Raw genomic sequence first — 22,670 nt, 5'->3', positions numbered from 1 at the left:
ATTGCTATTTTTTTATAGACTTTAATAAGTCATCAATTTTTTTCATACGGGCAGAATTATCATTTAAGAGAACACAAAGCAAAAGCATCTGATATAATTCGTCGTACCAAGTTTCAAGTTCGCCATCTCTAAACTGAGCAATATTTTTTTGATTATCTTTGTTGCCGTGTCTAATAGAAAGGTTATTTAGCAAGGCATTTGTATTGACAAAAATTGCCTTTGGTTCACATGACTTCGACTTCAATACTTGTTCATATTCGATTGCAATTGTTTGTAAAAGTTTTCTCTTTTCAATAACATCACCCTTTAATAAATGATGATGGTATTTTAATATAGCAACGCCGGTCTGTGGCGACGATATTTCAGCCACCGCAGTCCCTGCAGGATTTTTAGGAATAACGAGTATTTTATCTTTACTTTCAATGCGTCGTTCCTCATAATTTAAATAATCAATCAACTTTCTGATGTCGACCATTAACATACCAAATTTTTCGCTTCTTTGGTATTCAGAGTTACAATTTGCACGCTTCGCTAAAGCACATATGTTTATGTAATATTCAAGATATTTTAAAATTAGGAGAGCGTCTGCTTCTTCAGGAGGACATTCTGCCAACCCAAGAGTGTTTCGCATATCTCTGCAATCCAAATAAGTATTTCGTGATTTCCAATTGCCAAATGTATTATATTTATCAACAATTTCTTCTATTGTAGCATTGACATAACAGTCGTAGCTCCCAATAAAAAGCTTACTATGGAATAAAATCGCAATTCTTTTCAATGCCGTACCAGCGTTATAGTTATCTGCCAATATTTCAAACATATTTTTCCTGCCCATTTATTTGCCTCCATGATTTTTAAATTTAATAATATCTCTTATTTTATTCCATTCTTCTATATAAAAATCTTTAATCTCGGTGAATATTTTTGCGTCTTTAAATCATAAAATTTCTGTTCAAAATTTTATCTATTTCTCTAATGAAATAATCATCATTGTATTCTCTCACGTTGTTTTTTGCTTTATTACATAAAATTAAAATTCTTTTTATTAAAAATTAAAATATCTGGTCTTTTCCCTATTGTATCAAGTTCATTTTGAAACTCTTGGAAAAACTTATCAAACCAATCTTCGCCTGCGACTAAATCATCTGATTTTCCGTATTTAACGGCTACATAATTTTTTGAAGTTGTATTAATTGCGTTTATGATAAGCTTTTCGGCCCAGTCTCCTTGTTCTTTGTTGGTTATAAAATTTGAGGAAGCCTGTGTAGGAGTTCTTGCATTGTTGCCTATGACGACAATTTATCAATATTTAATATTTAAATACTCTTCTGCAACAATTTTGGCAATAGTACGAACTCTTAAAACATATCCCACTCTTTCAGAGACAGAAATCGCTCCTCTTGCATCAAGCAAATTAAATAAATGGGAACATTTCACTACAGCATCATAAGCGGGAAGAGGCAGATGTTGTTCTGCAAGTTTTCTTGCCTCACTTTCCCAATCAATAAAGTGTTGCTTTAACATGTCAACATCGACTTTTTCAAAATTATAATAAGACCATTGTTTTTCATCTTCAAGATGAACGTCTCCGTATGTCACTTCGTCATTCCATTGTAAATCATAAACGCTGTTTTTCTTCTGCACGTACATCGCAAGTCTTTCTGCGCCGTACGTAATTTCAACTGAAATAGGATTTAGCTGAACACCTCCAACCTGTTGAAAATATGTAAACTGCGTAGCTTCCATACCGTCAATCCACACTTCCCAGCCAAGCCCCCAAGCGCCAAGCGTAGGAGATTCCCAATCATCTTCAACAAATCTTATATCGTGTTTTTTAGGATCAAGACCTACTGTTTTCAAACTTTCTAAATAAATCTGTTGTATATTTTTTGGCGCAGGCTTCATAACAACCTGAACCTGATAGTAACGTTGCAATCTATTTGGATTTTCTCCATATCTACCATCAGTTGGTCTTCTTGAAGTTTCAACATAAACAACGTTCCACGATTTTGATCCCAAAGAACGCAAAAATGTAGCAGGATTAAATGTTCCAGCTCCTTTCTCTAAGTCATAAGGTTGCCACACAAGACAGCCTTGTTTTGCCCAAAACTTCTGCAAAGTCATAATAATTTCCTGAAAATTCATATAATCTCCCAATGTTTACACGATGACAAGTACAGGCAACGGTCATTCTACAAAAAAAAGTATATTGACACAATATTGCTTTTTTAGTTAAATATCCGGTATGGGTAAAGAGAAAACCACAATTCACAATCGTCCGCCTTGGGACGAATACTTTATGAAACTCTCGTGGCTGGTGGCTGAAAGATCTACGTGTGTACGTCGTCATGTTGGAGCCGTTGTTGTGCGGGATAAAAGAATTCTAACCACCGGATATAATGGAGCAGCTTCAGGAACTAAAGATTGTCTAGTTTTAGGCTGTTTACGCAATACATTAAATATTCCTTCAGGACAAAAACATGAAATCTGTAGAGCAATTCACGCTGAGCAAAATGCAATTATACAAGGCGGGTACAACGGCATGAACATTAAAGATTCCACACTTTACTGTACTCATTCTCCGTGCGTGCTGTGTGCAAAAATGGTAGTAAACGCGGGTATAAAAAAAGTTGTTATGAATATTGAATACCCAGATGCCACTTTTAAAGAACTTTTTTCTGAAGCAGGAATAGAATTTTCTACGCTACAGCTAAGAAATCTTTCTATAGTCCAAGTTTTGTAGTAGTAGTTATGATTTAAGGGAGGCTACATGGTAAAGAAAATGGTGTTGTTTGTTTGTGGGTTGTTCTTTTTTTGTTGTTTTAGTCCGATAATGTCCTTTGCAGGTAATCACTGTTGTGCGGATTCAAAGATGGGCGTAACGGAAAAAGATAAGATCGAGTCTACTGCAAACTGTCAACGTTGTTGTTGTTCAACGGAAAAAGATAAGTTCGAGTTTACTGCAAACCTCAACAAACTTATTGAAAAGTACAATGTTACTACAGGCGCGGAAAAAGATGCTGTAAAAAAAGACATTAGGAACTTAGTTGACTCTAACCTTAACAAAGACGTAGCTTTTAAAAAAGCTCTCATTGCGAAAAAACAAGAGAAAATAGCCAACATCGAAAAAGAGCTTGCCTCCATTGAAGCTGACAGAAAGAAATACATAGACGACAAAGTTGACTATTTTATAAGTAAAAATGATCAAACTAAAGCACGCAAAATAAAGAAGAATTTTTTAACAAGAAAAAAAACGACATCGAAAAAACTGCAACTTTCAAATAAGTAGTTCGCGACCCAGTTCGCTCAGCAAAGAATCCATTCAAACGAGAACCGCTGATGAAGAATGATTATCATCAGCGGTTCCTTTTGCAATAAGATTCTGATTAAACTATATCAACAATATCTCGAGCTGTTTCGACTACAAAATCGGGGTTGTGTTGCTTTATCTGATGCTTATCGGAAAACCCATACAGCACAGCTATCGACGGTATCCCAGCAGACTTAGCAACTAAGAAATCATTTGCACTGTCGCCTATCATAACTGTTTTAGAAATATCCGACTTCGTCAATTTTATCAAATCTAAAACGGTTCTTGGATCAGGCTTTTTGACGTCTATGCTATCTCCACCCCACACTTTGATAAAATAATCAAAAATATTAAGTCTTTTTAAAATTTCACACGAAAATTTTTCAGCTTTATTAGATAGAATTGCTTTCTTTTTACTCTTTAAAGCTCTCAACATTTCTTCAACACCTTCAAACAAAACAGTTTTGTCAGTTAAATGCTGACCGTAATAAAATTTAAACTTTTCAACTATCTCTTGTAAAGATACACTCGAAATATCAGGGACAGTCTTCCTCATAAGAGCATTCATGCCACTGCCTAAATAAGAACGCACCTGTTCAACTGAAAGTTCTTCAAAACCGTAATCCTTCCTAACACAATTAACTGAAAACGTTAAATCTTCCTGAGAATTTACAAGCGTACCGTCCAAATCAAAAATCAAAAAATCAAAACTCATATTTTTATATCCATTTATATTTCTTGCCACATATCTCTTGCAACTGTGGTATGAAGTCTGCTAACACCATTCGCTTTATTAGCAATTTTAATGCAAGGATTAGTCATAGAAAAATTTTTCAAGCTCTTTGTTTCTTTTGTCGTAAATGAATCAAGTTGTAACAATTGTTCTCCTGAAACTTTAAGTCTTTGGCAAGTTCGGTAAGCCTTTCCTGACCAACGATGCCAAGCATCGCTTTAAGATTATGATATATGCTTTCCCATACACACCCCTTATTTAAGAAATATAAGTTTAAATTTTAAATCTTGGGGGGGAAAATGGGGGAAATAAATCGCTATATCTCTTTTTCGAGTATTAAATCGTATAAATTTTTATATTTTTGCTCTGAATTTTCAATGATTAACTAGTCATGCCTCTTTTTATTTCAGCAATATACTCCGCAAGTTTCAGAACAGTATTTTTTTTATTTTCCGCTATTATTTTTACAGTAGCGCTACCTATTATTACACCGTCAGCATATTTTATTATTTCACACGCTTGCTCTGCGGTAGAAATACCAAAACCTACAGCTACAGGAATATCTGTAACTTTCCTTATCTCAGATATAACAGCGCCAAGATTTGTAGTTATATTATTTCTTACGCCTGTGACACCAAGCGACGAAATAAGATATATAAATCCTTTGGCCTGCCTTGCCAAAACACTTATTCTCTCTTTAGATGTCGGGGCTATAAGCGTAATTATTGTTATGTTATATTCATCAGCAAAAGATTTAACTTCATCCTGTTCTTCAAGAGGCATATCTGGAATAATTAAACCGTTTATCCCTATCTCACTACATCTTTTAAAAAATCTTTCATATCCGTAAAACAAGAGCGGATTTAAGTACGTCATAAAGACCAATGGAATATCAGATTTTTTTCTAACATTTTTTACCATATTAAAAATATCATCCAGTTTTATATTTTTCGATAGCGCTCTTGCCATAGCATCCCGAATTATTTTGCCATCTGCCACAGGATCTGAAAAAGGAATGCCTATTTCTATTAAATCTGCGCCGTTCTTTGCTATTGTTAAAATTTGCTCTTCTGTTTTATCAATTGATGAATCCCCAGCAGTAAGGTATATTATGAGAGCTTTGTTATTTTTAAATATTTCCGTTATTTTATTCATTTGTATTTACTCCTCTATGCTTGGCAATCATCGCGACATCTTTATCACCCCTACCTGAAATACAAACAACCAATATCTCTTCTTTCTTCATTCTAGGCGCAATTTTCATTGCATGATATATTGCATGCGATGATTCCATCGCAGGAATAATTCCTTCGGTTTTAGATAAAAACTCAAATGCCTCGATAGCTTCATCATCAGTAACAGGAATATATTGCGCTCTTTTAGTATCATGCAAATATGCATGTTCAGGTCCTATACCAGGATAATCAAGACCAGCTGAAATTGAATATACAGGAGAAATTTGTCCATCGTCTGTCTGGCAAAAATATGATTTCATTCCGTGGAGTATTCCGAGTTTGCCTTTTGCAATGGTTGCCGCAGTTTCTAAAGTATCAATGCCTTTACCTGCGGCTTCACATCCTATAAGTTTAACATCTTTATCGTTTATAAAATTATAAAATGCTCCTATTGCGTTCGATCCACCGCCGACACACGCAATAACGGCAGACGGTAATTTAGATTCTTTTTCAAACAACTGTTCTTTTATTTCTTTACTTATAACGCTTTGAAAATCTCTCACAATTTGAGGATAAGGATAAGGACCCGTGGCTGAACCTAAAACATAAAATGTATCGTCAATTCTTCTGCTCCACTCTCTCATTGTTTCGCTTATCGCATCTTTTAAAGTTTTAGTTCCGTTTTTTACAGCATAAACTTTTGCTCCAAGCAGACGCATTCTAAAAACATTTAAAGACTGCCGCTTAGTATCCTCTTCTCCCATAAAAATCTCGCATTTCATACCAAACAATGCAGAGGCAGTGGCAACAGCAACTCCATGCTGCCCCGCGCCTGTCTCTGCTATAACTCTTGTTTTGCCCATTTTTTTTGCGAGAAGAATCTGCCCTAAAACATTATTTATCTTGTGAGATCCAGTATGATTTAAATCTTCTCTTTTTAAATATATTTTTGCTCCGCCAAGTTTTTCAGTAGCATTTTTAGCATAATATAATCTAGAGGGTCTGCCTGCATATTCATTAAGCAAAAATGTAAACTCTTTATTAAAATGTTCGTCGTTTTTAAAATTATTATAAGCTGTTTCCAATTCATTTATGGCATTCATAAGCGTTTCTGGAATATATTGCCCTCCGTGTATTCCAAATTTCCCTTTTGACATATTATCTCCTATTTAATATCGGACTGTTTTCTAATAATTTCTATTACTTCTTTTATTTTCTTTAAATCTTTCACCCCGTTAGTTTCAACTCCGCTACTTAAGTCCACACAGTAAGGCTTTAGTTCTGTCAATGCTTTTTTTATATTGTCTTTGTTTAAACCGCCCGCAATGAAAAATGGCTTTTTATATTCTTTAATTAAATTCCAATCGAAAACTTTCCCACCGCCTCCATATTCAAAATTGCTGCTGGCATCGAAAAGAATAAAATCAGCTTTTGTGTTAATATCGCATATCTTTTCTTTAACTCTGACAACTTTTATAATTGACTGTTTTACTTTTTCCTTTAATTTAGATATATAAAATTCGTCTTCATCGCCGTGAGGTTGAACTAAATCGATAATTTTATCTTCGCACAAACCTGCTATATTATCAAGTGGCTCATTTACAAAAACTCCAACAACCTGTATATTGCTATCGAGCAAAGATTTAAATTTTGCGGCCGTATTAAAATCTATTTTTCTTTTCATACCGGCGAAAACAAAGCCTACATAGTCTGGCTTAGCAACATTTACAAAATTTATATCTTCTAATCTTTTAAGTCCACATATTTTTATTTTTGACATTTTTTCTCTTATTTAAACAAGAACATAGATTCTATGTCAAGTCCGTAATGACAGCAAAGACAATAAGCGCTACCAACACCTCAGCTCTCTGAAAAACTTTGCCTTGAAAAGTCCAGTCTTTCTGGATATTTCAGCTCTTTAATTTTTAATGAAATATTTTTACTCTTCATTAATTCTTCTCCTATCAATATCGCATTAACGTTGTTTGTTCTCAAAATATCAATATCTTCTTTTGTTTTGATTCCACTTTCCGAAACAAAAATTTTATCACTAGGAACAAGTTTACGAAGTTTCATACTGTTATTGAAGTCCACTTCAAAATCTCTAAGATTTCTGTTATTTACTCCTATTATTTTTGCTCCTATATCTAACGCCATTTCAATTTCTTTTTCATCATGAGCTTCAACAAGACAGGACATTCCAATTTCACTTGCTGTTTCAAAAAAATCTTTTAAAATTTCTCTCTTTAAAATAGAACATATTAAAAGAATTGCGTCTGCTCCTATAATTTTAGATTCATATATTTGATAAGAATCTATTATAAAATCCTTACGCAAAACAGGAATACTTACAAGATTTTTTATCTCCTGAAGATAATCTTTGCTTCCAAGAAAAAAATCAGGCTCAGTAAGAACTGAAATCGCTGAAGCTCCGGCTTTCTGATACTCTAAAGCAATTTGTTTGTAATCAAAACTATTTGAAATTACTCCTTTTGACGGAGAGGCTTTTTTTATTTCGCAAATAAAATTTATATCTGGTTTTAACAGCGATTCTTCAAATTTATAAGACAATTTACCTATTGCAGCCAATGCTTCTTTCTTTATTACGTCAAAAGATTTTTTACTTTTTTCTTCATCTACTCTTCTTCTTGTAGCAGCAACTATTTTGTCTAAAATCATGTACTTATCTCCGATAATGTTCAAGATGGATTCCGGGCAAAGTCCGAAATGACAAACAAATGGCGCGACAACGTGACATTATTCATTGAAACTGTTTGACACTTTTACAAATTCGTGAAGCTTGTTTAACGCTTTTTTTGTATCTATCATTTTCTGCGCCATGATTATACATTCTTTTAGTGTTACATTATCATAAAACATATACAGACAAACAGCAGAATTTAAAACAACGGTATCTCTCTTTGCTCCAAGCTCACCATTTAAAATATTTAAAGCTATCTCTTTATTTTCTTGAGGCGTACCACCTACAAGTTCTGACAATTTGCATCTTTTGAATCCAAATTGTTCAGGCGTAATAAAGAAACTGTTTAATTTCTCGTTATTTACTTCGCAAATTGTTGTGGTGTCGGATAACGTTACTTCATCAAGACCGTCATGTCCGTGTACCACCATTGCTCTTTTTACGCCAAGATTTGCAAGCACATTTGCCATAGGCTCTACAAGATTTTCATCGTAAACACCTATAAGCTCATATTTTGCTTTAGCGGGGTTTGCCAAAGGACCCAAAATATTAAATATTGTTCTTATCCCAAGCTCTTTTCGTACTTTTGACACATATTTCATTGATGAATGAAACGTTTGAGCCATTAAAAAACACATTCCTATTTTTTCTAATACTATTTCGCATTGCTTAGGCGTAAGCATTATGTCTATACCAAGAGCCTCCAATAAATCTGCGCTGCCACACTTACTGGACACGCTTCTGTTACCGTGTTTTGCAACAGGAACGCCTGCAGCAGCAATTATAAACGATGAAATTGATGAAATATTAAACGTGGCAAGCTCATCACCGCCTGTACCGACAATATCAAGCACATCAAATTTTGGGTTTAATTTTTGACATTTTTCTCTCATCACCATTGCGCAGGCTGTTATTTCTTCAATCGTTTCCCCTTTAAGTCTTAAAGATGTAATAAATGATGCAATTTGAGAATCCGTTGCTTTACCGTCCATTATTTCATTCATAACAGCTTTTGTTTGGTCTATTGTAAGGTTTTGTTTATTTACTATTTCATATATTGCATTTCGAATCATATTTTCCTCTATTTTTGAATTTTATAATTTGAGAAAATTCTCAATTATAATTATTCCATTTTTTGTTAGTATCGACTCAGGATGGAACTGAATACCATAAAGATTGTAATCTCGATGTTTTACACCCATTACCTGAGATTCTTCATCTTCCGATATAACAAGCAATTCATCGGGTAACGTTGCTCTATCAGCTATGAGAGAATGATACCTTGCTGCATGTAAAATTGGCGACAAACCTCTAAAAATAGGACTGCCATTTGCAATATGTATATTGCTTGTTTTGCCATGCACTAATGTTTTTGCATATGTAATTTTTGCGCCAAAAACTTCGCAGATTGCTTGATGTCCAAGGCAAATTCCCAGTATAGGTTTTTTATCCTGAAAATATTTTATTGTTTCTTCACATATTCCTGCAGAGGCAGGTCTTCCTGGTCCCGGTGAAATTATCAAATGTGTAGGATTTAATCCATCTATTTCTTTAATTGTCATTTCGTCATTTTTTATAACTTTTACATCTTTATTTATACTTCCTACATATTGATAAATATTATAGGAAAAACTATCGTAATTATCTATTATTAAAATCATCTTTTATCCTTTAAAAAATTTTAGAAATTTGTAAAGCATCTGTAACAGCTTTGGATTTTTGAATGTATTCGTTATATTCTTTTTCAGGATCACTATCTGCAACGATACCTGCTCCGGATTGCACATACACTTTGCCATTTTGCAGTTTTGCCATCCTTATAGCTATGCACATATCCATATTTCCTGTAAAATCTATGTATCCTATTGCTCCACCATAAGTTCCACGCTTATGCTTTTCCAAAGCATTAATAATTTCACAAGCTCTTTTTTTTGGCGCGCCTGATAAAGTGCCTGCAGGAAGAACAGCAGATAATGCATCAAGCTGATTATATTTATTATCGTTGATATCTGAACTTACTATAGAAGCTATATGACTTACATGCGAACACTTTAATATTTTCATATATTCTGTTACTTTTACGGAACCAAATTCACTTATTTTACCTAGATCATTTCTTGCTAAGTCAACAAGCATATTATGTTCAGCAAGTTCTTTTTCATCATGTAAAAGCTGTGATATAAGAATTTTATCTTCATTGGAATCAATACCCCTCTTACATGTACCTGCCAAAGCATAGTTGGTAAGTTTCTTATTCTTTAAAGTAACAAGCGTTTCAGGAGAAGCTCCGGCAATTTCAATATCGCCAAAATTTAAATAAAACATATATGCTGACGGATTTGTAGTTCTTAAAATTCTGTAAGTCTGCAATAGACTTCCGCTAAAATCCGCTTCAGCTCTATTTGATATTACAGCTTGAAAAACATCGCCATCTTGTATATATTTTTTTATTTCTGTAACCATATTCACGAATGACTTTTTAGAATGAAGCATTTTAAAGTCTGATTGTAACTCTGATTTTTGTTCTTTTTTTACAATGCCATTTTTTATCAAACTTTCTATTTCTTGTAGTTTAATTTCCGCCTTGGCAAAATTCTCTTCAAAATTTTTTGCCGCAACGTTAACTATGATGAAAATTTTTTGCTTTAAATGATCGAAAGCTATAACCGTATCAAAAAGCATGAGATAAAAATCATCGAAATTTTCATCGTTCACATTTGAAAGATTCAACGATTTTTCGGTATATTTAATAAAATCATAAGAAAAATATCCTACAAATCCACCTGTAAATGGAGGCATATATTCTAGTTTGGGGCTTTTGTACACAGAAATAATATCACTCAGCGCTTTAACAGGATTATCTTTACTATACTCTTCTTTTTCACAGTCATTTATATAGATTTTATTATCATTACACTTAATAGTGAACTTTGGATCGCAGCCAAGAAAAGAATATCTTCCCCAGCTTTCGCCACTTTCCACGCTTTCAAGCAAATAACATTTTTTGTTTTCTGCCATAAAAATTCTTAAAATTTCTACGGAGGTTTTAATATCCGCAAACATCTCTTTACATACCGGAATTACCGTGTACTCATTTAAAAACTTCTTTGCTTCTTCTAACGAAGGTCTAATCATTTTCTCCACCTTTACCTAGGACAAACGAAAGAACGTCCATCCAAGACATAACAAAACATGTCAAGGACGGACGTTGAGATTGTCCGCGGTGCCACCTCGATTTACAGTAACAGAAAAAACCTATACCGTACCCTTTTTCAGAGCACTAACACGCTCGTTGCAAGTAACGCCTGCAATGCGTCGCGGAATACTGGGGATCAAACATACGCCTACAACCCTTTTGACCGCGCCCTCCGTGGTCCATTTGATAATCTGCGTTGTACGGGAATCTCAGCGTCGCCCGTTCTCTGTAACTGCACAATTACCGTTATCTCCACATCAACGGTTTTGGGAGCAATGCTCCCTATTTAGTTGAACTGACCGAGAGTGTAACACAAATATCGCAAAATGTCAAATTTTTGTAGTATCTCGTAACACAATAGATTTTTCTAAATGCAAGCTGAAAGAACTTATAGCAAAATCTAAAAGCGAAACAAAATCAAGACTTTTGTGAAATCTTTTTATGTTATACCAAAGTAAATAATCAATCAAATGATTGTTGATTATATTTATATATATCGTTCAAATCGTCGTCATATTCGTTTAAGAATTGTTCTAGCATATGAAAGTATAAAAGCATTGTTATTTGGACTTCTTGGATAATTCCAAAAGTGTGCGATGCTTTATTTTTCAACTCTTCATCAAACAACCCGTAAAACTTTGACCCATTATCTGTTTGTATCTGTGAAGCGCATATCTTCTTGTAGCATTTCTCTTGGCAATACTTATCTAATTCCGCCTTTATTGTGTTTTTACATGCTTTATAACAATTTCTTTATAAAATTCCAATTCTTCAAGTCTTCCTTTTATTTCTTTTGAAAACTCCTCTTTTGCTACGGCTTTGTGTAATGCTTTTATTGTTCTGCTGGCAGGTATCTTGTGATATACATTTATGTCCCACCTTTTTCTTATAAATCTCTGAATTCTTTAATAAAAGAATAGTTGCTTACCTGTTTTTCCTTTTATTTATTACGTCTTTTCAAAAGTCTATTATGTGTTTGAGATTTTTCACCACACGAGATTGACTAGATTATGTTATTTTTATATACTCATCCGTCTTTCCAATGATTCTATAATTTGGTGGTGCGGTACCCAAGTGGTAAGGGAGCAGTCTGCAAAACTGTTATTCGCCGGTTCAATTCCGGCCCGCACCTTGTCTGCGTGAGTTTCAGAGCATGTTATATAGTCAACTATATCGATACAATTGCGTTACTTAAATTTTTGAGGAATTTTGTTTTTATGATAGGTAATGTTGAACATATTGACCAAATAAAACAGGCAAAATTTACCGAAAAGGGCGCATGGTCATATGGTTAGCTCAAAAATAGCGCGCTATGTCGTTGGACTTCCTAGCAAGGGGAATGAGTTGCTGCTTCGTCAGTTCATCTCGCGTTGTATCTATTTTTGAGCTAACGTAGCGCGCCAATATAAAGTTAGTTGACTATAGTTTTTGCCCGGTTAGCTCAGTTGGTTAGAGTACTTCCTTGACATGGAAGGGGTCAGAAGTTCGAGTCTTCTACCGGGCATGTTTTCGAGGTAGGTAGCACAGTGAAAAAAGTATCAAACTTACAATTCAAGGCTCCCCTGTTTGACACTCTTTTGGCACATGCAAAAAGGGGTGTCACGTCTTTTCATTGTCCGGGTCATAAAAATGGCAGAAGTGTAGATAAAGAATTGAGAAATTATACCGGCGAAGAAGTTTATAAATTCGATGTAACTGTTTTTGATGAGGTAGATTCTTTGCACGACCCTGTAGGTCCCATAAAAAAAGCTCAAGAACTTATGGCGCAGGCTTATGGCGTTGAGCATTCGTTTTTTTTGGTAAACGGAACTTCAGTTGGTAATATGGCAATGTTTCTTGCTGCATGCGATCCGAGTGATTCCATAATAGTTTCAAGAAGTTCGCATAAGTCAATTATGGCTGGAATTGTAATGTCTGGTGTATGGCCTATTTGGGTTCAGCCTGAAATAAATCAAAATCTGGATTTAATTTTTAGCGCAACGTACAATCAGGTAAGAGATGCATTGGATAGGTATCCTGAGTCAAAAGCTGTGTTTATTACGAGTCCTACATATAACGGCGTTGTTACAGAATTGAGTAAAATAGTGGATTTGTGCCATAGGAGAGGGAAAATTGTTTTAGTCGATGAAGCTCACGGCGCTCACTTGCATTTTAATCAGCAGTTGCCTGAGTCTGCTGTTGAAGCTGGAGCAGATTTATGTGTTCAATCAACGCATAAGACTTTGTCGGCAATGTCTCAGGGATCAGCGCTTCATTTTAATTCAAAATTGATTGACTTTAGTAGGGTAAAGAAAATAGTTTCAATGCTTCAAACGACAAGCCCTAATTATTTAACGCTTGCAAGCCTTGATTTGGCAAGAAGGCAAGTACATTTGCATGGTGAAGAAAACTTTGATAGAGTTATAAAAGCTGCGGAGTGGGGTCGTTCGTATATAAATAACAACATATCTTCAATGAAATGTTTTACTCGGCAAGAAATTCAGAAACTTGGTTTTGATTTAGATATTACAAAGCTCACTGTAAACGTGACGAAAACGGGACTTTCCGGTTATGAAATTGAAAGTATTTTAGCTAAAGAGTATAATATACAGCTTGATTATGCGGATTTGTTCAATCTAGTTGCCATTATGGGCGAAGGTTCCAATAAGACTGATGTAGAAATTTTTGTCAAAGCTCTTGAGGCTATAAATAAAAAATATCACGGTAAGCAGAAAAACTGGATACTTAAAATTCCGTCGCTTGCTACGGAAATGGTTATGAGACCAAGAGAAGTTTTTCTTTCAAACAATACAAAAAAAGTTAGCTTGGCAAAAGCGGTAGGACATGTAGCAGCTCAAACCCTTACGCCTTATCCTCCTGGCATTCCAGTTGTAATTCCAGGAGAGAGAATCACAAAAGAAATATGTGATTACCTCATAGATATGTCTTCAAAAGATATAAGGATAAGCGGTCAGGAAACAGAAATGTTAAAAACGGTAAAAGTTTTTACAAACTAATGGAGAAAACAATGGATAAAAAAGATTTAGCGAGTTTGAAAAAAATATTGATACGGAAGAAAACTGAACTTTTGAACAAAACTAATAATGCGCAAAGAGAAGCGTGTGCAAATTTAGACACAGATGTTGGCGATGAAATAGATACAGCAAGCCAAAGCAGCGAAAAAGAAATATATTTTGAACTTGCTGCAAACGATAAAATAGCTTTAAGCGCTACAAATGATGCCTTAGCTAAAATAGAAAAAGATTCTTATGGACAGTGCGAGTGCTGTAACAGCATTATTCCTATGGAAAGATTGCAGGCAATTCCGTGGACAAGGTACTGTATTAAATGTCAGGAAGAAGCCGAAAATCCTAAAAAATAAAAAATGAAATCATCTGCTTTTTCAAACAATAAAAGAGCTGAAGTTCTTTCTACTGTAAGTTGCGGTGTTGTAGCCGACCTACAGTAAGCGCAAAAATTGTTCCTTAAAAAACAAGTATAGTTAAGAGTGTTGGAAGATGCGGAGGCATGCAAATGAAATTTGTTTTAAGTTCAAAAATATTTAGAGCTACGGTTACCGAAGCCAATTTGGCATACCAAGGTAGTATAACAATAGATACTGATATTTGTGATAAGGCAGGTTTTTGGATAGGGGAAAAAGTTCTTGTTGTTTCAAATACGTCAGGAGCTCGCTTAGAAACTTATGTAATTCCCGGGGAGTCCGGATCTGGTGTTATTTGTATGAACGGTGCTGCAGCCCACCTCATAAAAGAAGGTGAAGAAGTAATTATAATGGGTTTTGCGCTCTCAGACAAACCCATTGAACCAAAAATTGTTTTTGTGGACAAGAATAATAAGATTATAAAAGTAAAGTAAAAAAATTATAGCGCAGTTAAGTGGTTATAAAAATTAATCATCGGGGCGTGGCTCAGCTGGCTAGAGCGCTCGGTTCGGGACCGTGAGGTCGCTGGTTCAAATCCAGTCGCCCCGATGTTTTTTACTCATAAAAGGGCGCGTTTTGGGTACAAAAGCGATAGACGCTGTTTCCCATTCTCAATCTTTCATGCTACGGAGTGTCTGAAGTCTAAAATATCAACAGAATTTTTTAAATGTTCCTTTGATAAATGAGCATAAATCATAGTGGTTTTTATATTTGAATGTTCTAAAAACTGACTTACTGTATATATGCTTAAGAACGGCGCTATGGTCACTTGTGGTTTACTCTGCTTCTACACACTCAAAAAACAGATATTTTTTAAAATGATTTCACAGCGAAGAAGTTTTAACGAATGGAACGACTTTAAAGCTATAGAGTTTCAAAGGTACAACGAAACAGAACGTCTGATTTTGTATTTTAGGTTACATTTTGGGATATTAAACAGAAAAGAAATATCAATGAGAACAAGCATACCTAAGTATCAAATAGAGGGATTCGAACATCATAACATCAAAATATATTGATTTTTCAATAAAACGCTGTTTTTCGTCTCACAAATAGCATTAAATTTTTATCAATAGTATCAATGGAATCAACTACATAAATTTTTTTTATAGAAAATTTATAGAACTCTGTTTACAAAATTGTTATCCAAGTCGGTAAATAGTAAAAATCAACCTCTTTTCCGTGTACTGCCACAATGAATGGTCGATGTAAATCATTTCTGTAAAAAATCAAGCGACTTCCTTTGTCGTTACAAACTTATCGCAAGGCAGAAAAACATAATTGGCTATTTACCGTTTTTCAATATGACAATTCCATTTTGACGAATTCAAGTTGCTAATGCGACAGTAGTGGTGGAAGATAGCTGGCTAGTATTGTAGAAGTTTTCATATTTTCTTGTAAATTAGAAGCTTGTAAATTAGAAAGTTTGATATAATTAAATTGATATAATAGTTGCAGTTACATTTGCTGGCAGAAGGGTTTGAGGCAGGAAGATTTAAGGGTAGAAAGAAGACAAAGATCTCTGATTGAATTTTGATTATTTTGATTGTATGATCTTTAAGGTTGAAATGTTAAAAGTAATGGATTAAATTTGTATAATGACAACAGTTGTGATTGATTATTTAAAAGAGTACGAAAATAGAGTTTAGATTCTGAAGAACAAAGTAAGAAGAATTTAAAGAGTCTGAACTACAAGAACGAAAGGGGATTTAGAGTGATTAATTTCAAGAGGATGGTAAGTATAGTTGTAGTATTTAGTTTGGTGTTGAGTTCCTGCGGAGGAAACAAGAATAGTAGGAGCGGGGTAAGTGGGCTAGTAAGGAATGTAGAGTTGAGTATATTTGAGAACGACATTAAAACTGTTGGGACGGCAGGGGATGTAGTGCGAGATGGATCGACTATGAAGCTGGTTGGTAGTCGGTTTGAAAGGTGTGACCTTGACAGCGCCGTTGGTGGGAAAGAGGAAGTAGTATGTGTGAATAAGGGAAGTACCTCGACTGTTAGGTTTAAAAGAATGAAATATGGTGATGAGCTTTTTGAAGGCAAGGATTTGCAATGTGCGCTTACGGGAGGAGGGGAAGGATGTGGTGCGCCTCTTTTGGTCACATGTGAATCGGAGTCAGATGAAAGCGGAGTATGTGTATCTCCCGAAATACGGTTTTATGGGACGAGAATGGCGGTGAGTAGGAAGCAGAAGAAAGCAGCAGAAGAGAAGAAAGCAAAAGACAAAAAAGAGAGAGCAGGTAAATACGAAAAGATAAAAGGAGCTACGATAGATGAAGGAGTTGCCAAGGCGCGATCCATAATTGGGCATTGCGCTCTCGGGACTGACTCCTCAGGCGAGAAGAACGCCTCAGAGTGTGCGAAGGCAACTGGAAGTTTTGACAATCTTAGTGCTGACATCTATGATATTTACCTTAAAGGCGTTACTGATAAAGACTTCAAAGACGCTGAAGAAAATCTCAAGGTTTGTAAAGAAAGAAACACGACATTTGTTGATAGCTGGTCTGGTAATGATAAGCGTAATAGAGTATGCGCCTTAGAAGTAGCAAGAGTCAACGATCTCAATGAAAGGAAAGAAGAATACGAGAAAGCGGCAGCTGACTACATGAAGGAAATAATCGAACAAGAGCCCGCTTTGCCGAAGCTACTTGATTTGTCAGATTTTGATAAAGGGAAAGCTGGGGATTTTAGTTTGCTCAACCATATGAAAGATGGTTACTGGCAGCGCAATGGATACTTTGGTGGCACGCTGAAAGGAATATGGAAACTAGGTAAGGGTGCAGTAAGTTGGTGGGAATATGGAGTGACGAGGCATGTATTGCCGTATCTGACCTGGGGGAAAAGTTTGAGAGGATGGGCTGGGGTTCCGGCTCTTGTGGTTAGCAATTTTTTAAGCAGTTTAATATCTCCAGCTATTTTGCCTCTAGCATTTGGCGCATATAGGCTTAAGCATTCAACCATATTTAATGTCAAAGACAGATATCTTTATAGTAAATCGAAGCTAGAAGCGGGTTGGAAGTCAAAAACGTCGGAGTTTTTCATGCCCTTTGCTCCTAATTTAATTATAATGGCAGGTTTTTCTATTTGGAATGCGGTGCGTTCTCTTGTGTTTGCAGGGAACGGGCCTGAGGTAAGCGTTGGCGATGTCATGAAAGAAAGCTCTAGCCACAATGCACTAGAGCTTGGAAGCATTGGAGTTGCTGAGATTGTAGCCATGCAGCTTGATAGGGAATTCTATAGGAAGGACGAAATTTGGTCGTGGATAACGAAAAAGAAGAGAGTAGAAGTACCAGAACCAGATCCATCATCACTTAAAGATAAAGAGAGGGAAGAGGGTGGAGGCGGCGGCGGCGAAACTGACGACGGCAAGGGTGGAAAAGGCGAGAAAGAGAAAGGGAAGAAAGAGGGTGACCTCGGAGGCGGTGCAGGCAAAACTGACGACGGCAAGGGTGGAGAAGGCGATAAAAAGGAAGAGAAGAAAGAGCTTGGCGATGACGGGAAAAAGGAAGGTATAACATCACCACCGGAAAAGATAAAATCAACATCGCCACCACCAGCGGAAAAGGTAAAATCACTAGAACCACAACCACAACCACCACATGAGGAAAGGATAAAGTCACCATCAGAATATGAGACGCAACCACCACTACAACCCGGATCAGATGAGGCAGCCGCTGATGCTGCAGTACTGGCACAACAACTAGCACAGGCAAGGGTTGCACTACAGCCACCACTACAACACGTGCCACTACCACCATTTAGCGTAATACCACCAAGCAGAGGTGGCGTACCACCACCACCACCATCATCAGCTAGTTTGTCTTCCAGCTCGTCTTCACCATCATCACCAGCAGCAATAATAACAACAACACCATCAAGTGTGGTAATATCACCACCAGATAGCTCGTCATCACCATCAGTAACAGTATCATCAGGCCCATCATCAAGTGGGGCAGTACCACCACCACCACCATCATCAGCTAGTTTGTCTTCCAGCTCGTCTTCACCATCATCACCAGCAGCAGCAATAATAACAACAACACCATCAAGTGTGGTAATATCACCACCAGATAGCTCGTCATCACCATCAGGATCACCATCAGTAACAGTATCATCAGACCCATCATCAAGTGGGGCAGTACCACCACCACCATCATCATCAGTAGCTAGTTTGTCTTCCAGCTCGTCATCATCATCGTTATCAGATAGCGCATCGTCATCCATAGGCACAGACACAAGTGGTGTAGATGCTAGCGGTGCAGGTGGCGTACCACCATCACTATCAGAACCAGCACTACACTCAGCGACGGACCCATCAGTACTACACTCAGTGGACCCATCAGGATCAACACTATTACCATCACCACGTGAGAAAGGGAAAACACCACCACCACCATCATCTAGTTCGTCTTCCAGCTCGTCTTCACCATCAGGATCACCACTGATACCATCATCAAGACCAGTATCATTAGCAGCATCACTTGCACTACCATCACCACGTGAGAAAGGGAAAACACCACCACCATCATCTAGTTCGTCTTCCAGCTCGTATTCACCATCAAGATCACCACTGATACCATCATCAAGACCAGTATCATTAGCAGCATCACTTGTACTACCATCACCAGCAGCAGTACCAACACCAAAAGCACCAACAGTACCAACAGCAAAAGCAAAAGCAGCAGCAGTAGCAAAAGCAAAAGCAGCAGCAAAGGCAGATGCTGATGCTGCACTACTGAGTGGCGCAAGCAGTGCAAGTGGCGTACAACCACCAGGATCATCATCAGGTAGCGCATCGTCATCCATAGGCACAGGCACAAGTGGTGTACTAGATGCTACTGCACTACTGAGTGGCGAAGGCGGGAAAGAGAAAGATGAGAAAGAGGGTGACCTCGGAGGCGGTGAAGGTGGCGCAGGCGGTGCAAGTGGCGCAGATGGTGCACACAAATTATCCGTCTGGTAAAGCATTTTCGGATTTTTTGGTTTTGCAAGTGGCGCAGATGATGCACACAAATCATCATCATTACATGAGAAAGCACCAGCACCAGCACCAAAAGCACCAGTAGCGCAACTAAAAGCACCAGCAGGAACACCAGCAATACAACTTGGTGGCGAGAGTGGAGGCGCAGGCAAAGCTGGCGGCAAAGGCGGAGGCGAGAAAAAGAAAAAGGATAAACCCGATCGACCAAGCACAATCGTCGTGGTACTGACGGAGAAGGCGATGTCGCATGTGGAGGATGCGTTGAAGTATGGGGAGGTGTGGGCGGTGACTTTTGCGGTGGATAAGCTACGTGAGAAGAATAAGAATGTTGTGTTTGGATCGGAGTTTACGAAGGTGGCGGATGAGAGGATTGAGAGTGAGAGAACGAAAACGAAGGAGAAGTTGATAGCGGAGGTGATGAATGCGGAGAATGAGTTAACGAAGACGGTGGTGAATAAGGTGCGGCAGGCGGCGGAGGATGTTGTGATGAAGAATAATGGTGAACACTTTAATTCTGAGGATGATGCGGTGGAGGCGATGAGGAAGGAGTTGGCGTTGGAGGCGTCCTCCTCGAGCCGCCCATACGTGGAAGACGACAACTGCCCTGATATTCTGCAATTTGCGAAGGATAGTATATGTACTGCGCTAGGTTGGGATATGAGAGAGCGTATGAAGGTGCAGCTACTGGGGAAGGATTGGGAGACGCAGGTGAGGCAGGCGGAGGAGGCGAATTTGGAGAATTGGAATAAAAAGAGGGATGAGACGCTAGCGCTGTCGGCGGGGACGGATTTGTGGGTGATATGGAAGATGCAGGCGAAGATGGAAGCGCTAGGGAAGAAGCTGGAGAATGTGATGATGGATATGATGAAGTTGGTGTTTAAGGCGATGAGTGAGAAGTGAAAGGAGATGAGGAAGGGGAAGAGGAAGAGGAAGGAATGAAGGCGAGCGTTGAAAGTTGATTTTTTTATTACTTAGCGCAACAGGGTATGCAAGTCCTACCGCAAGTTCCATTGCTGTGGTACTAGAACAACCGCGTGAAGAACAAAACGTTACAGAAACGGTTGCCACAACAGTCTTAACAGATATTAAACCTGAAAAAAAAGTGATAGGGCAATACATAAGAGGTATTCATCTTCAGGACTGCAATCATTAAAAATTTTCACCGCGGCTTTATTTATATTTGAACACTCATACAAAGACTTTGCGGTAATCTCGAGATATTCCATTCTGTTGTAAAGTTGTAAACAGGTATCGTAATCATCAGTTTCATCTAAACTGTCCTCGTAAAATATTTTGTAAAGCATTCAAAATATCAATATTGTCTATATTTTTTATATCGTTTTCCGCTCTTTTATTTTTTGCATCAACAGACAACTGAATCGCATTCAAGTTGTTACTGCCCCAAATTATATTAATTTTTTCATAAACATTAGAATAGTCTAAATATAAGGCAACAGTTTTCTTGTCAAAAGCAGTCGCAATATGTACCATTGACGTGTCAGGAGAAATTACCGCATCCGAATATTTTACTAAAGCTGCGCTCTCCAATACTGATTCAAATGAAGCAATGCAAGCCTTGTCAGTTTGCAAAGACTCTATTTTTTTTCTATCTTTTTCCTGACACAGTACAAACACACAGCAATCAATTTTTCTTTCTAAGAGATTCACTAGCTCTTTAAGTTTATCAAAATCAAAACTCCTATGTTTGCTCGCTGCGAAAGGATGTAGAATTATTTTATACTTAGCGCTATATTTGCTTATTAAATCAAACGCGACTTTCTCCTCTTTCTCGCTAAGAATAACGTCATATTTTAAATCCGGGTTTTCTATTTTTAAAATTTTTAATAAATATTCGTACCGTTTTGAAATGTGTTTGTTGAAGAAATTCATGTCAATGGATAAATCATAGACATTGTACGAATTTTTATAAAAACCTATAAGAAATTTAGGAGATATAATTCTAAGCATTAACAAAGGTTTAAAAACCAACCCGAACGTATAAAAGTCTATTGCAAGACTTATATTCTGTTTTCTCAAATTTTTAAAAATTGAAAGATTCTTAAAAAAACTTTTTTCAAGCTTGTATATTTTATCGATATTTTTATTATATTTTATTATTTCTTTATTATTTTTACCGCAAAGAACTATAATTTCGATATCAGGATATTTCTGTTTTATCTCTCTAAAAAGCGAAGTTGAAACTACCATATCGCCAATTTTATCATCATTTCTAAAAAATAAAACTGATTTGATTTGATTTATATCTAAAGTTTTCTGTGATTTACTTTTTTTATCAAGAATTTGTTTTGCCAAAAATTTTCTTAATGATTTTAGTTTGTTTTGCAATATTCTTTGCATTGGTTTCTTTATATTTTCATTTCTTGTACGATTATCATTCGACCTAAATTGGTTCATTTTTATATTCATAACAACATTTCTTGGAATATCACAAATCCATTGAAGCATTTTTTCCAGTTTTCTTTTCGTATTTAAGCATTTTCAATTTTTTATTTATTCCACATGGTCCGGAATAACCGCCCATTTTACCATCGCTCCTTATAACTCTATGACAAGGAATAATTGGAGCAAATGGATTTTTACTTAATGCGTTGCCGACAGCTCTTGCTGCTTTGGGCATTCCTATTTTTTTGGCAAGCTGCTTGTATGTTAAAGTTTCACCGGGAAATATCTCAAAACAAGCTTTCCAAACCTTGACATAAAAATCAGGATAGTCTTTCATTTTTTCAACAATATTTTTTGGGATTTTTCTATTATTGCCCTTATTCCATTCTAATGAATTCGATTTCGTTTTCACCAACTTCCTCTCCATAATAAACTAATTTTATATACCAAATTCTTTTGCCCTAAGTTTTCTATGATAACTAACAGCGAATCTATGCGCTTCATCTCTTACGGACTGTAAAAGTTTTAAAGCCTCGGAATGCCTGCTTAAAACCAACGCTTTATCTTTAGTCGGAAAAAAAATTTCCTCGTTCTTTTTTGCGAGCGAAATTATAGGAATTTGCGTTTGCAGTTCTTGCAAAGCGCTTACAGCAGCTCCAAGCTGACCCTTGCCTCCGTCAATCAAAATTAAATCCGGCAGATTCTCGTTCTTTCTTATTAACGAAGAATATCTTCTAAAAACAACTT

General features: G+C 36.5%; 23 protein-coding genes, 3 tRNA genes and 1 pseudogene. 11 read left to right on the top strand and 16 right to left on the bottom strand.

All coding sequences use genetic code 11. The annotated features are described in order from the left end of the window. Positions 1-4: 4 nt before the first annotated feature. The 3 genes from LE180_RS01790 to LE180_RS01780 all read right to left on the bottom strand — a co-directional run bounded on the left by LE180_RS01790 (position 5) and on the right by LE180_RS01780 (position 2,145). On the bottom strand, positions 5-835 hold the full coding sequence (locus LE180_RS01790; protein ID WP_374133780.1) for a hypothetical protein: 831 nt from the start codon (positions 833-835) through the stop codon (positions 5-7). A gap of 185 nt (positions 836-1,020) precedes the next feature. Further along, positions 1,021-1,290, bottom strand: a complete 270-nt coding sequence (locus tag LE180_RS01785) for an AccI family restriction endonuclease (protein WP_374133786.1) — start codon at positions 1,288-1,290, stop codon at positions 1,021-1,023. Positions 1,291-1,302: 12 nt separating this feature from the next. Further along, positions 1,303-2,145 carry a glycine--tRNA ligase subunit alpha gene (locus LE180_RS01780; RefSeq protein WP_374133779.1) on the bottom strand — a complete coding sequence of 281 codons (843 nt, stop codon included), beginning with the start codon at positions 2,143-2,145 and terminating at the stop codon, positions 1,303-1,305. A gap of 100 nt (positions 2,146-2,245) precedes the next feature. Here LE180_RS01780 and LE180_RS01775 point away from each other — a divergent pair, with 100 nt between their 5' ends. Continuing rightward, positions 2,246-2,743 (top strand): cytidine/deoxycytidylate deaminase family protein, encoded by a 498-nt coding sequence (locus LE180_RS01775; protein WP_374133778.1) that lies wholly within the window; start codon positions 2,246-2,248, stop codon positions 2,741-2,743. A 27-nt stretch (positions 2,744-2,770) separates the two neighbouring features. Further along, positions 2,771-3,289, top strand: coding sequence for a hypothetical protein (locus tag LE180_RS01770; protein ID WP_374133777.1), 519 nt, complete (start codon positions 2,771-2,773; stop codon positions 3,287-3,289). A gap of 97 nt (positions 3,290-3,386) precedes the next feature. On the opposite strand, the gene LE180_RS01765 is transcribed toward LE180_RS01770, so the two are convergent. The 10 genes from LE180_RS01765 to LE180_RS01720 form a co-directional block, all read right to left on the bottom strand. Next, positions 3,387-4,055, bottom strand: a complete 669-nt coding sequence (locus LE180_RS01765; protein ID WP_374133776.1) for an HAD family hydrolase — start codon at positions 4,053-4,055, stop codon at positions 3,387-3,389. Continuing rightward, positions 4,040-4,189: a hypothetical protein gene (locus tag LE180_RS01760; protein WP_374133775.1), complete on the bottom strand. Its 150-nt coding sequence runs from the start codon at positions 4,187-4,189 to the stop codon at positions 4,040-4,042. Before LE180_RS01760 ends, LE180_RS01765 begins: the two co-directional genes overlap by 16 nt. 235 nt (positions 4,190-4,424) lie before the next feature. Beyond that, positions 4,425-5,198, bottom strand: coding sequence for a tryptophan synthase subunit alpha (gene trpA, locus LE180_RS01755; RefSeq protein WP_374133774.1), 774 nt, complete (start codon positions 5,196-5,198; stop codon positions 4,425-4,427). Next, positions 5,191-6,375 (bottom strand): tryptophan synthase subunit beta, encoded by a 1,185-nt coding sequence (trpB, locus tag LE180_RS01750; RefSeq protein ID WP_374133773.1) that lies wholly within the window; start codon positions 6,373-6,375, stop codon positions 5,191-5,193. Before trpB ends, trpA begins: the two co-directional genes overlap by 8 nt. Positions 6,376-6,383: 8 nt before the next feature. Beyond that, positions 6,384-6,998 (bottom strand): phosphoribosylanthranilate isomerase, encoded by a 615-nt coding sequence (locus LE180_RS01745; RefSeq protein ID WP_374133772.1) that lies wholly within the window; start codon positions 6,996-6,998, stop codon positions 6,384-6,386. 80 nt (positions 6,999-7,078) lie between these two features. After that, positions 7,079-7,897 carry an indole-3-glycerol phosphate synthase TrpC gene (gene trpC / locus LE180_RS01740; protein WP_374133771.1) on the bottom strand — a complete coding sequence of 273 codons (819 nt, stop codon included), beginning with the start codon at positions 7,895-7,897 and terminating at the stop codon, positions 7,079-7,081. Positions 7,898-7,975: 78 nt separating this feature from the next. Next, positions 7,976-8,992: an anthranilate phosphoribosyltransferase gene (trpD, locus tag LE180_RS01735; RefSeq protein WP_374133770.1), complete on the bottom strand. Its 1,017-nt coding sequence runs from the start codon at positions 8,990-8,992 to the stop codon at positions 7,976-7,978. Positions 8,993-9,013: 21 nt separating this feature from the next. Next, entirely contained in the window at positions 9,014-9,580 is a 567-nt protein-coding gene (locus tag LE180_RS01730) for an aminodeoxychorismate/anthranilate synthase component II (protein ID WP_374133769.1), read from the bottom strand. A gap of 10 nt (positions 9,581-9,590) precedes the next feature. Beyond that, positions 9,591-11,054, bottom strand: a complete 1,464-nt coding sequence (locus LE180_RS01725) for an anthranilate synthase component I family protein (protein WP_374133768.1) — start codon at positions 11,052-11,054, stop codon at positions 9,591-9,593. A 523-nt stretch (positions 11,055-11,577) separates the two neighbouring features. After that, positions 11,578-11,727 carry a hypothetical protein gene (locus tag LE180_RS01720; RefSeq protein ID WP_374133767.1) on the bottom strand — a complete coding sequence of 50 codons (150 nt, stop codon included), beginning with the start codon at positions 11,725-11,727 and terminating at the stop codon, positions 11,578-11,580. Positions 11,728-12,175: 448 nt separating this feature from the next. Here LE180_RS01720 and LE180_RS01715 point away from each other — a divergent pair. The 9 genes from LE180_RS01715 to LE180_RS01675 all read left to right on the top strand — a co-directional run bounded on the left by LE180_RS01715 (position 12,176) and on the right by LE180_RS01675 (position 20,673). Next, a tRNA-Cys gene (locus tag LE180_RS01715) sits at positions 12,176-12,247 on the top strand. A gap of 298 nt (positions 12,248-12,545) precedes the next feature. Continuing rightward, positions 12,546-12,619: transfer RNA gene (locus LE180_RS01710), tRNA-Val, on the top strand. A gap of 22 nt (positions 12,620-12,641) precedes the next feature. After that, positions 12,642-14,111 carry an aminotransferase class I/II-fold pyridoxal phosphate-dependent enzyme gene (locus tag LE180_RS01705; RefSeq protein WP_374133766.1) on the top strand — a complete coding sequence of 490 codons (1,470 nt, stop codon included), beginning with the start codon at positions 12,642-12,644 and terminating at the stop codon, positions 14,109-14,111. 11 nt (positions 14,112-14,122) lie between these two features. Next, positions 14,123-14,476, top strand: a complete 354-nt coding sequence (locus LE180_RS01700) for a TraR/DksA family transcriptional regulator (RefSeq protein WP_374133765.1) — start codon at positions 14,123-14,125, stop codon at positions 14,474-14,476. A 152-nt stretch (positions 14,477-14,628) separates the two neighbouring features. Next, a complete protein-coding gene (gene panD / locus LE180_RS01695) occupies positions 14,629-14,970 on the top strand; it encodes an aspartate 1-decarboxylase (RefSeq protein ID WP_374133764.1) in 342 nt (113 codons plus the stop codon). Positions 14,971-15,011: 41 nt separating this feature from the next. After that, a tRNA-Pro gene (locus tag LE180_RS01690) sits at positions 15,012-15,085 on the top strand. A 1,165-nt stretch (positions 15,086-16,250) separates the two neighbouring features. After that, on the top strand, positions 16,251-19,502 hold the full coding sequence (locus tag LE180_RS01685; RefSeq protein WP_374133763.1) for a hypothetical protein: 3,252 nt from the start codon (positions 16,251-16,253) through the stop codon (positions 19,500-19,502). Positions 19,503-19,769: 267 nt separating this feature from the next. Continuing rightward, complete coding sequence (locus LE180_RS01680) at positions 19,770-20,420, top strand: hypothetical protein (RefSeq protein WP_374133762.1); 651 nt, start codon at positions 19,770-19,772, stop codon at positions 20,418-20,420. 55 nt (positions 20,421-20,475) lie between these two features. After that, a complete protein-coding gene (locus LE180_RS01675) occupies positions 20,476-20,673 on the top strand; it encodes a hypothetical protein (RefSeq protein WP_374133761.1) in 198 nt (65 codons plus the stop codon). A gap of 113 nt (positions 20,674-20,786) precedes the next feature. Here LE180_RS01675 and LE180_RS01670 read toward each other — a convergent pair whose 3' ends face one another. The 3 genes and pseudogenes from LE180_RS01670 to LE180_RS01660 form a co-directional block, all read right to left on the bottom strand. Continuing rightward, positions 20,787-21,986, bottom strand: a complete 1,200-nt coding sequence (locus LE180_RS01670; protein ID WP_374133760.1) for a glycosyltransferase family 9 protein — start codon at positions 21,984-21,986, stop codon at positions 20,787-20,789. Continuing rightward, positions 21,967-22,335, bottom strand: coding sequence for a methylated-DNA--[protein]-cysteine S-methyltransferase (locus LE180_RS01665; RefSeq protein WP_374133759.1), 369 nt, complete (start codon positions 22,333-22,335; stop codon positions 21,967-21,969). The genes LE180_RS01670 and LE180_RS01665 overlap by 20 nt, the downstream gene beginning before the upstream one ends. Before the next feature lie 27 nt (positions 22,336-22,362). Then, a pseudogene (locus LE180_RS01660) lies at positions 22,363-22,670 on the bottom strand (excinuclease ABC subunit C); the annotation flags it as partial.

The sequence above is a fragment of the Candidatus Endomicrobiellum pyrsonymphae genome, from assembly GCF_020328025.1.
In the GTDB taxonomy this organism is placed as follows: domain Bacteria; phylum Elusimicrobiota; class Endomicrobiia; order Endomicrobiales; family Endomicrobiaceae; genus Endomicrobiellum; species Endomicrobiellum pyrsonymphae.
This window is presented reverse-complemented; position numbering and strand designations above follow the sequence as displayed.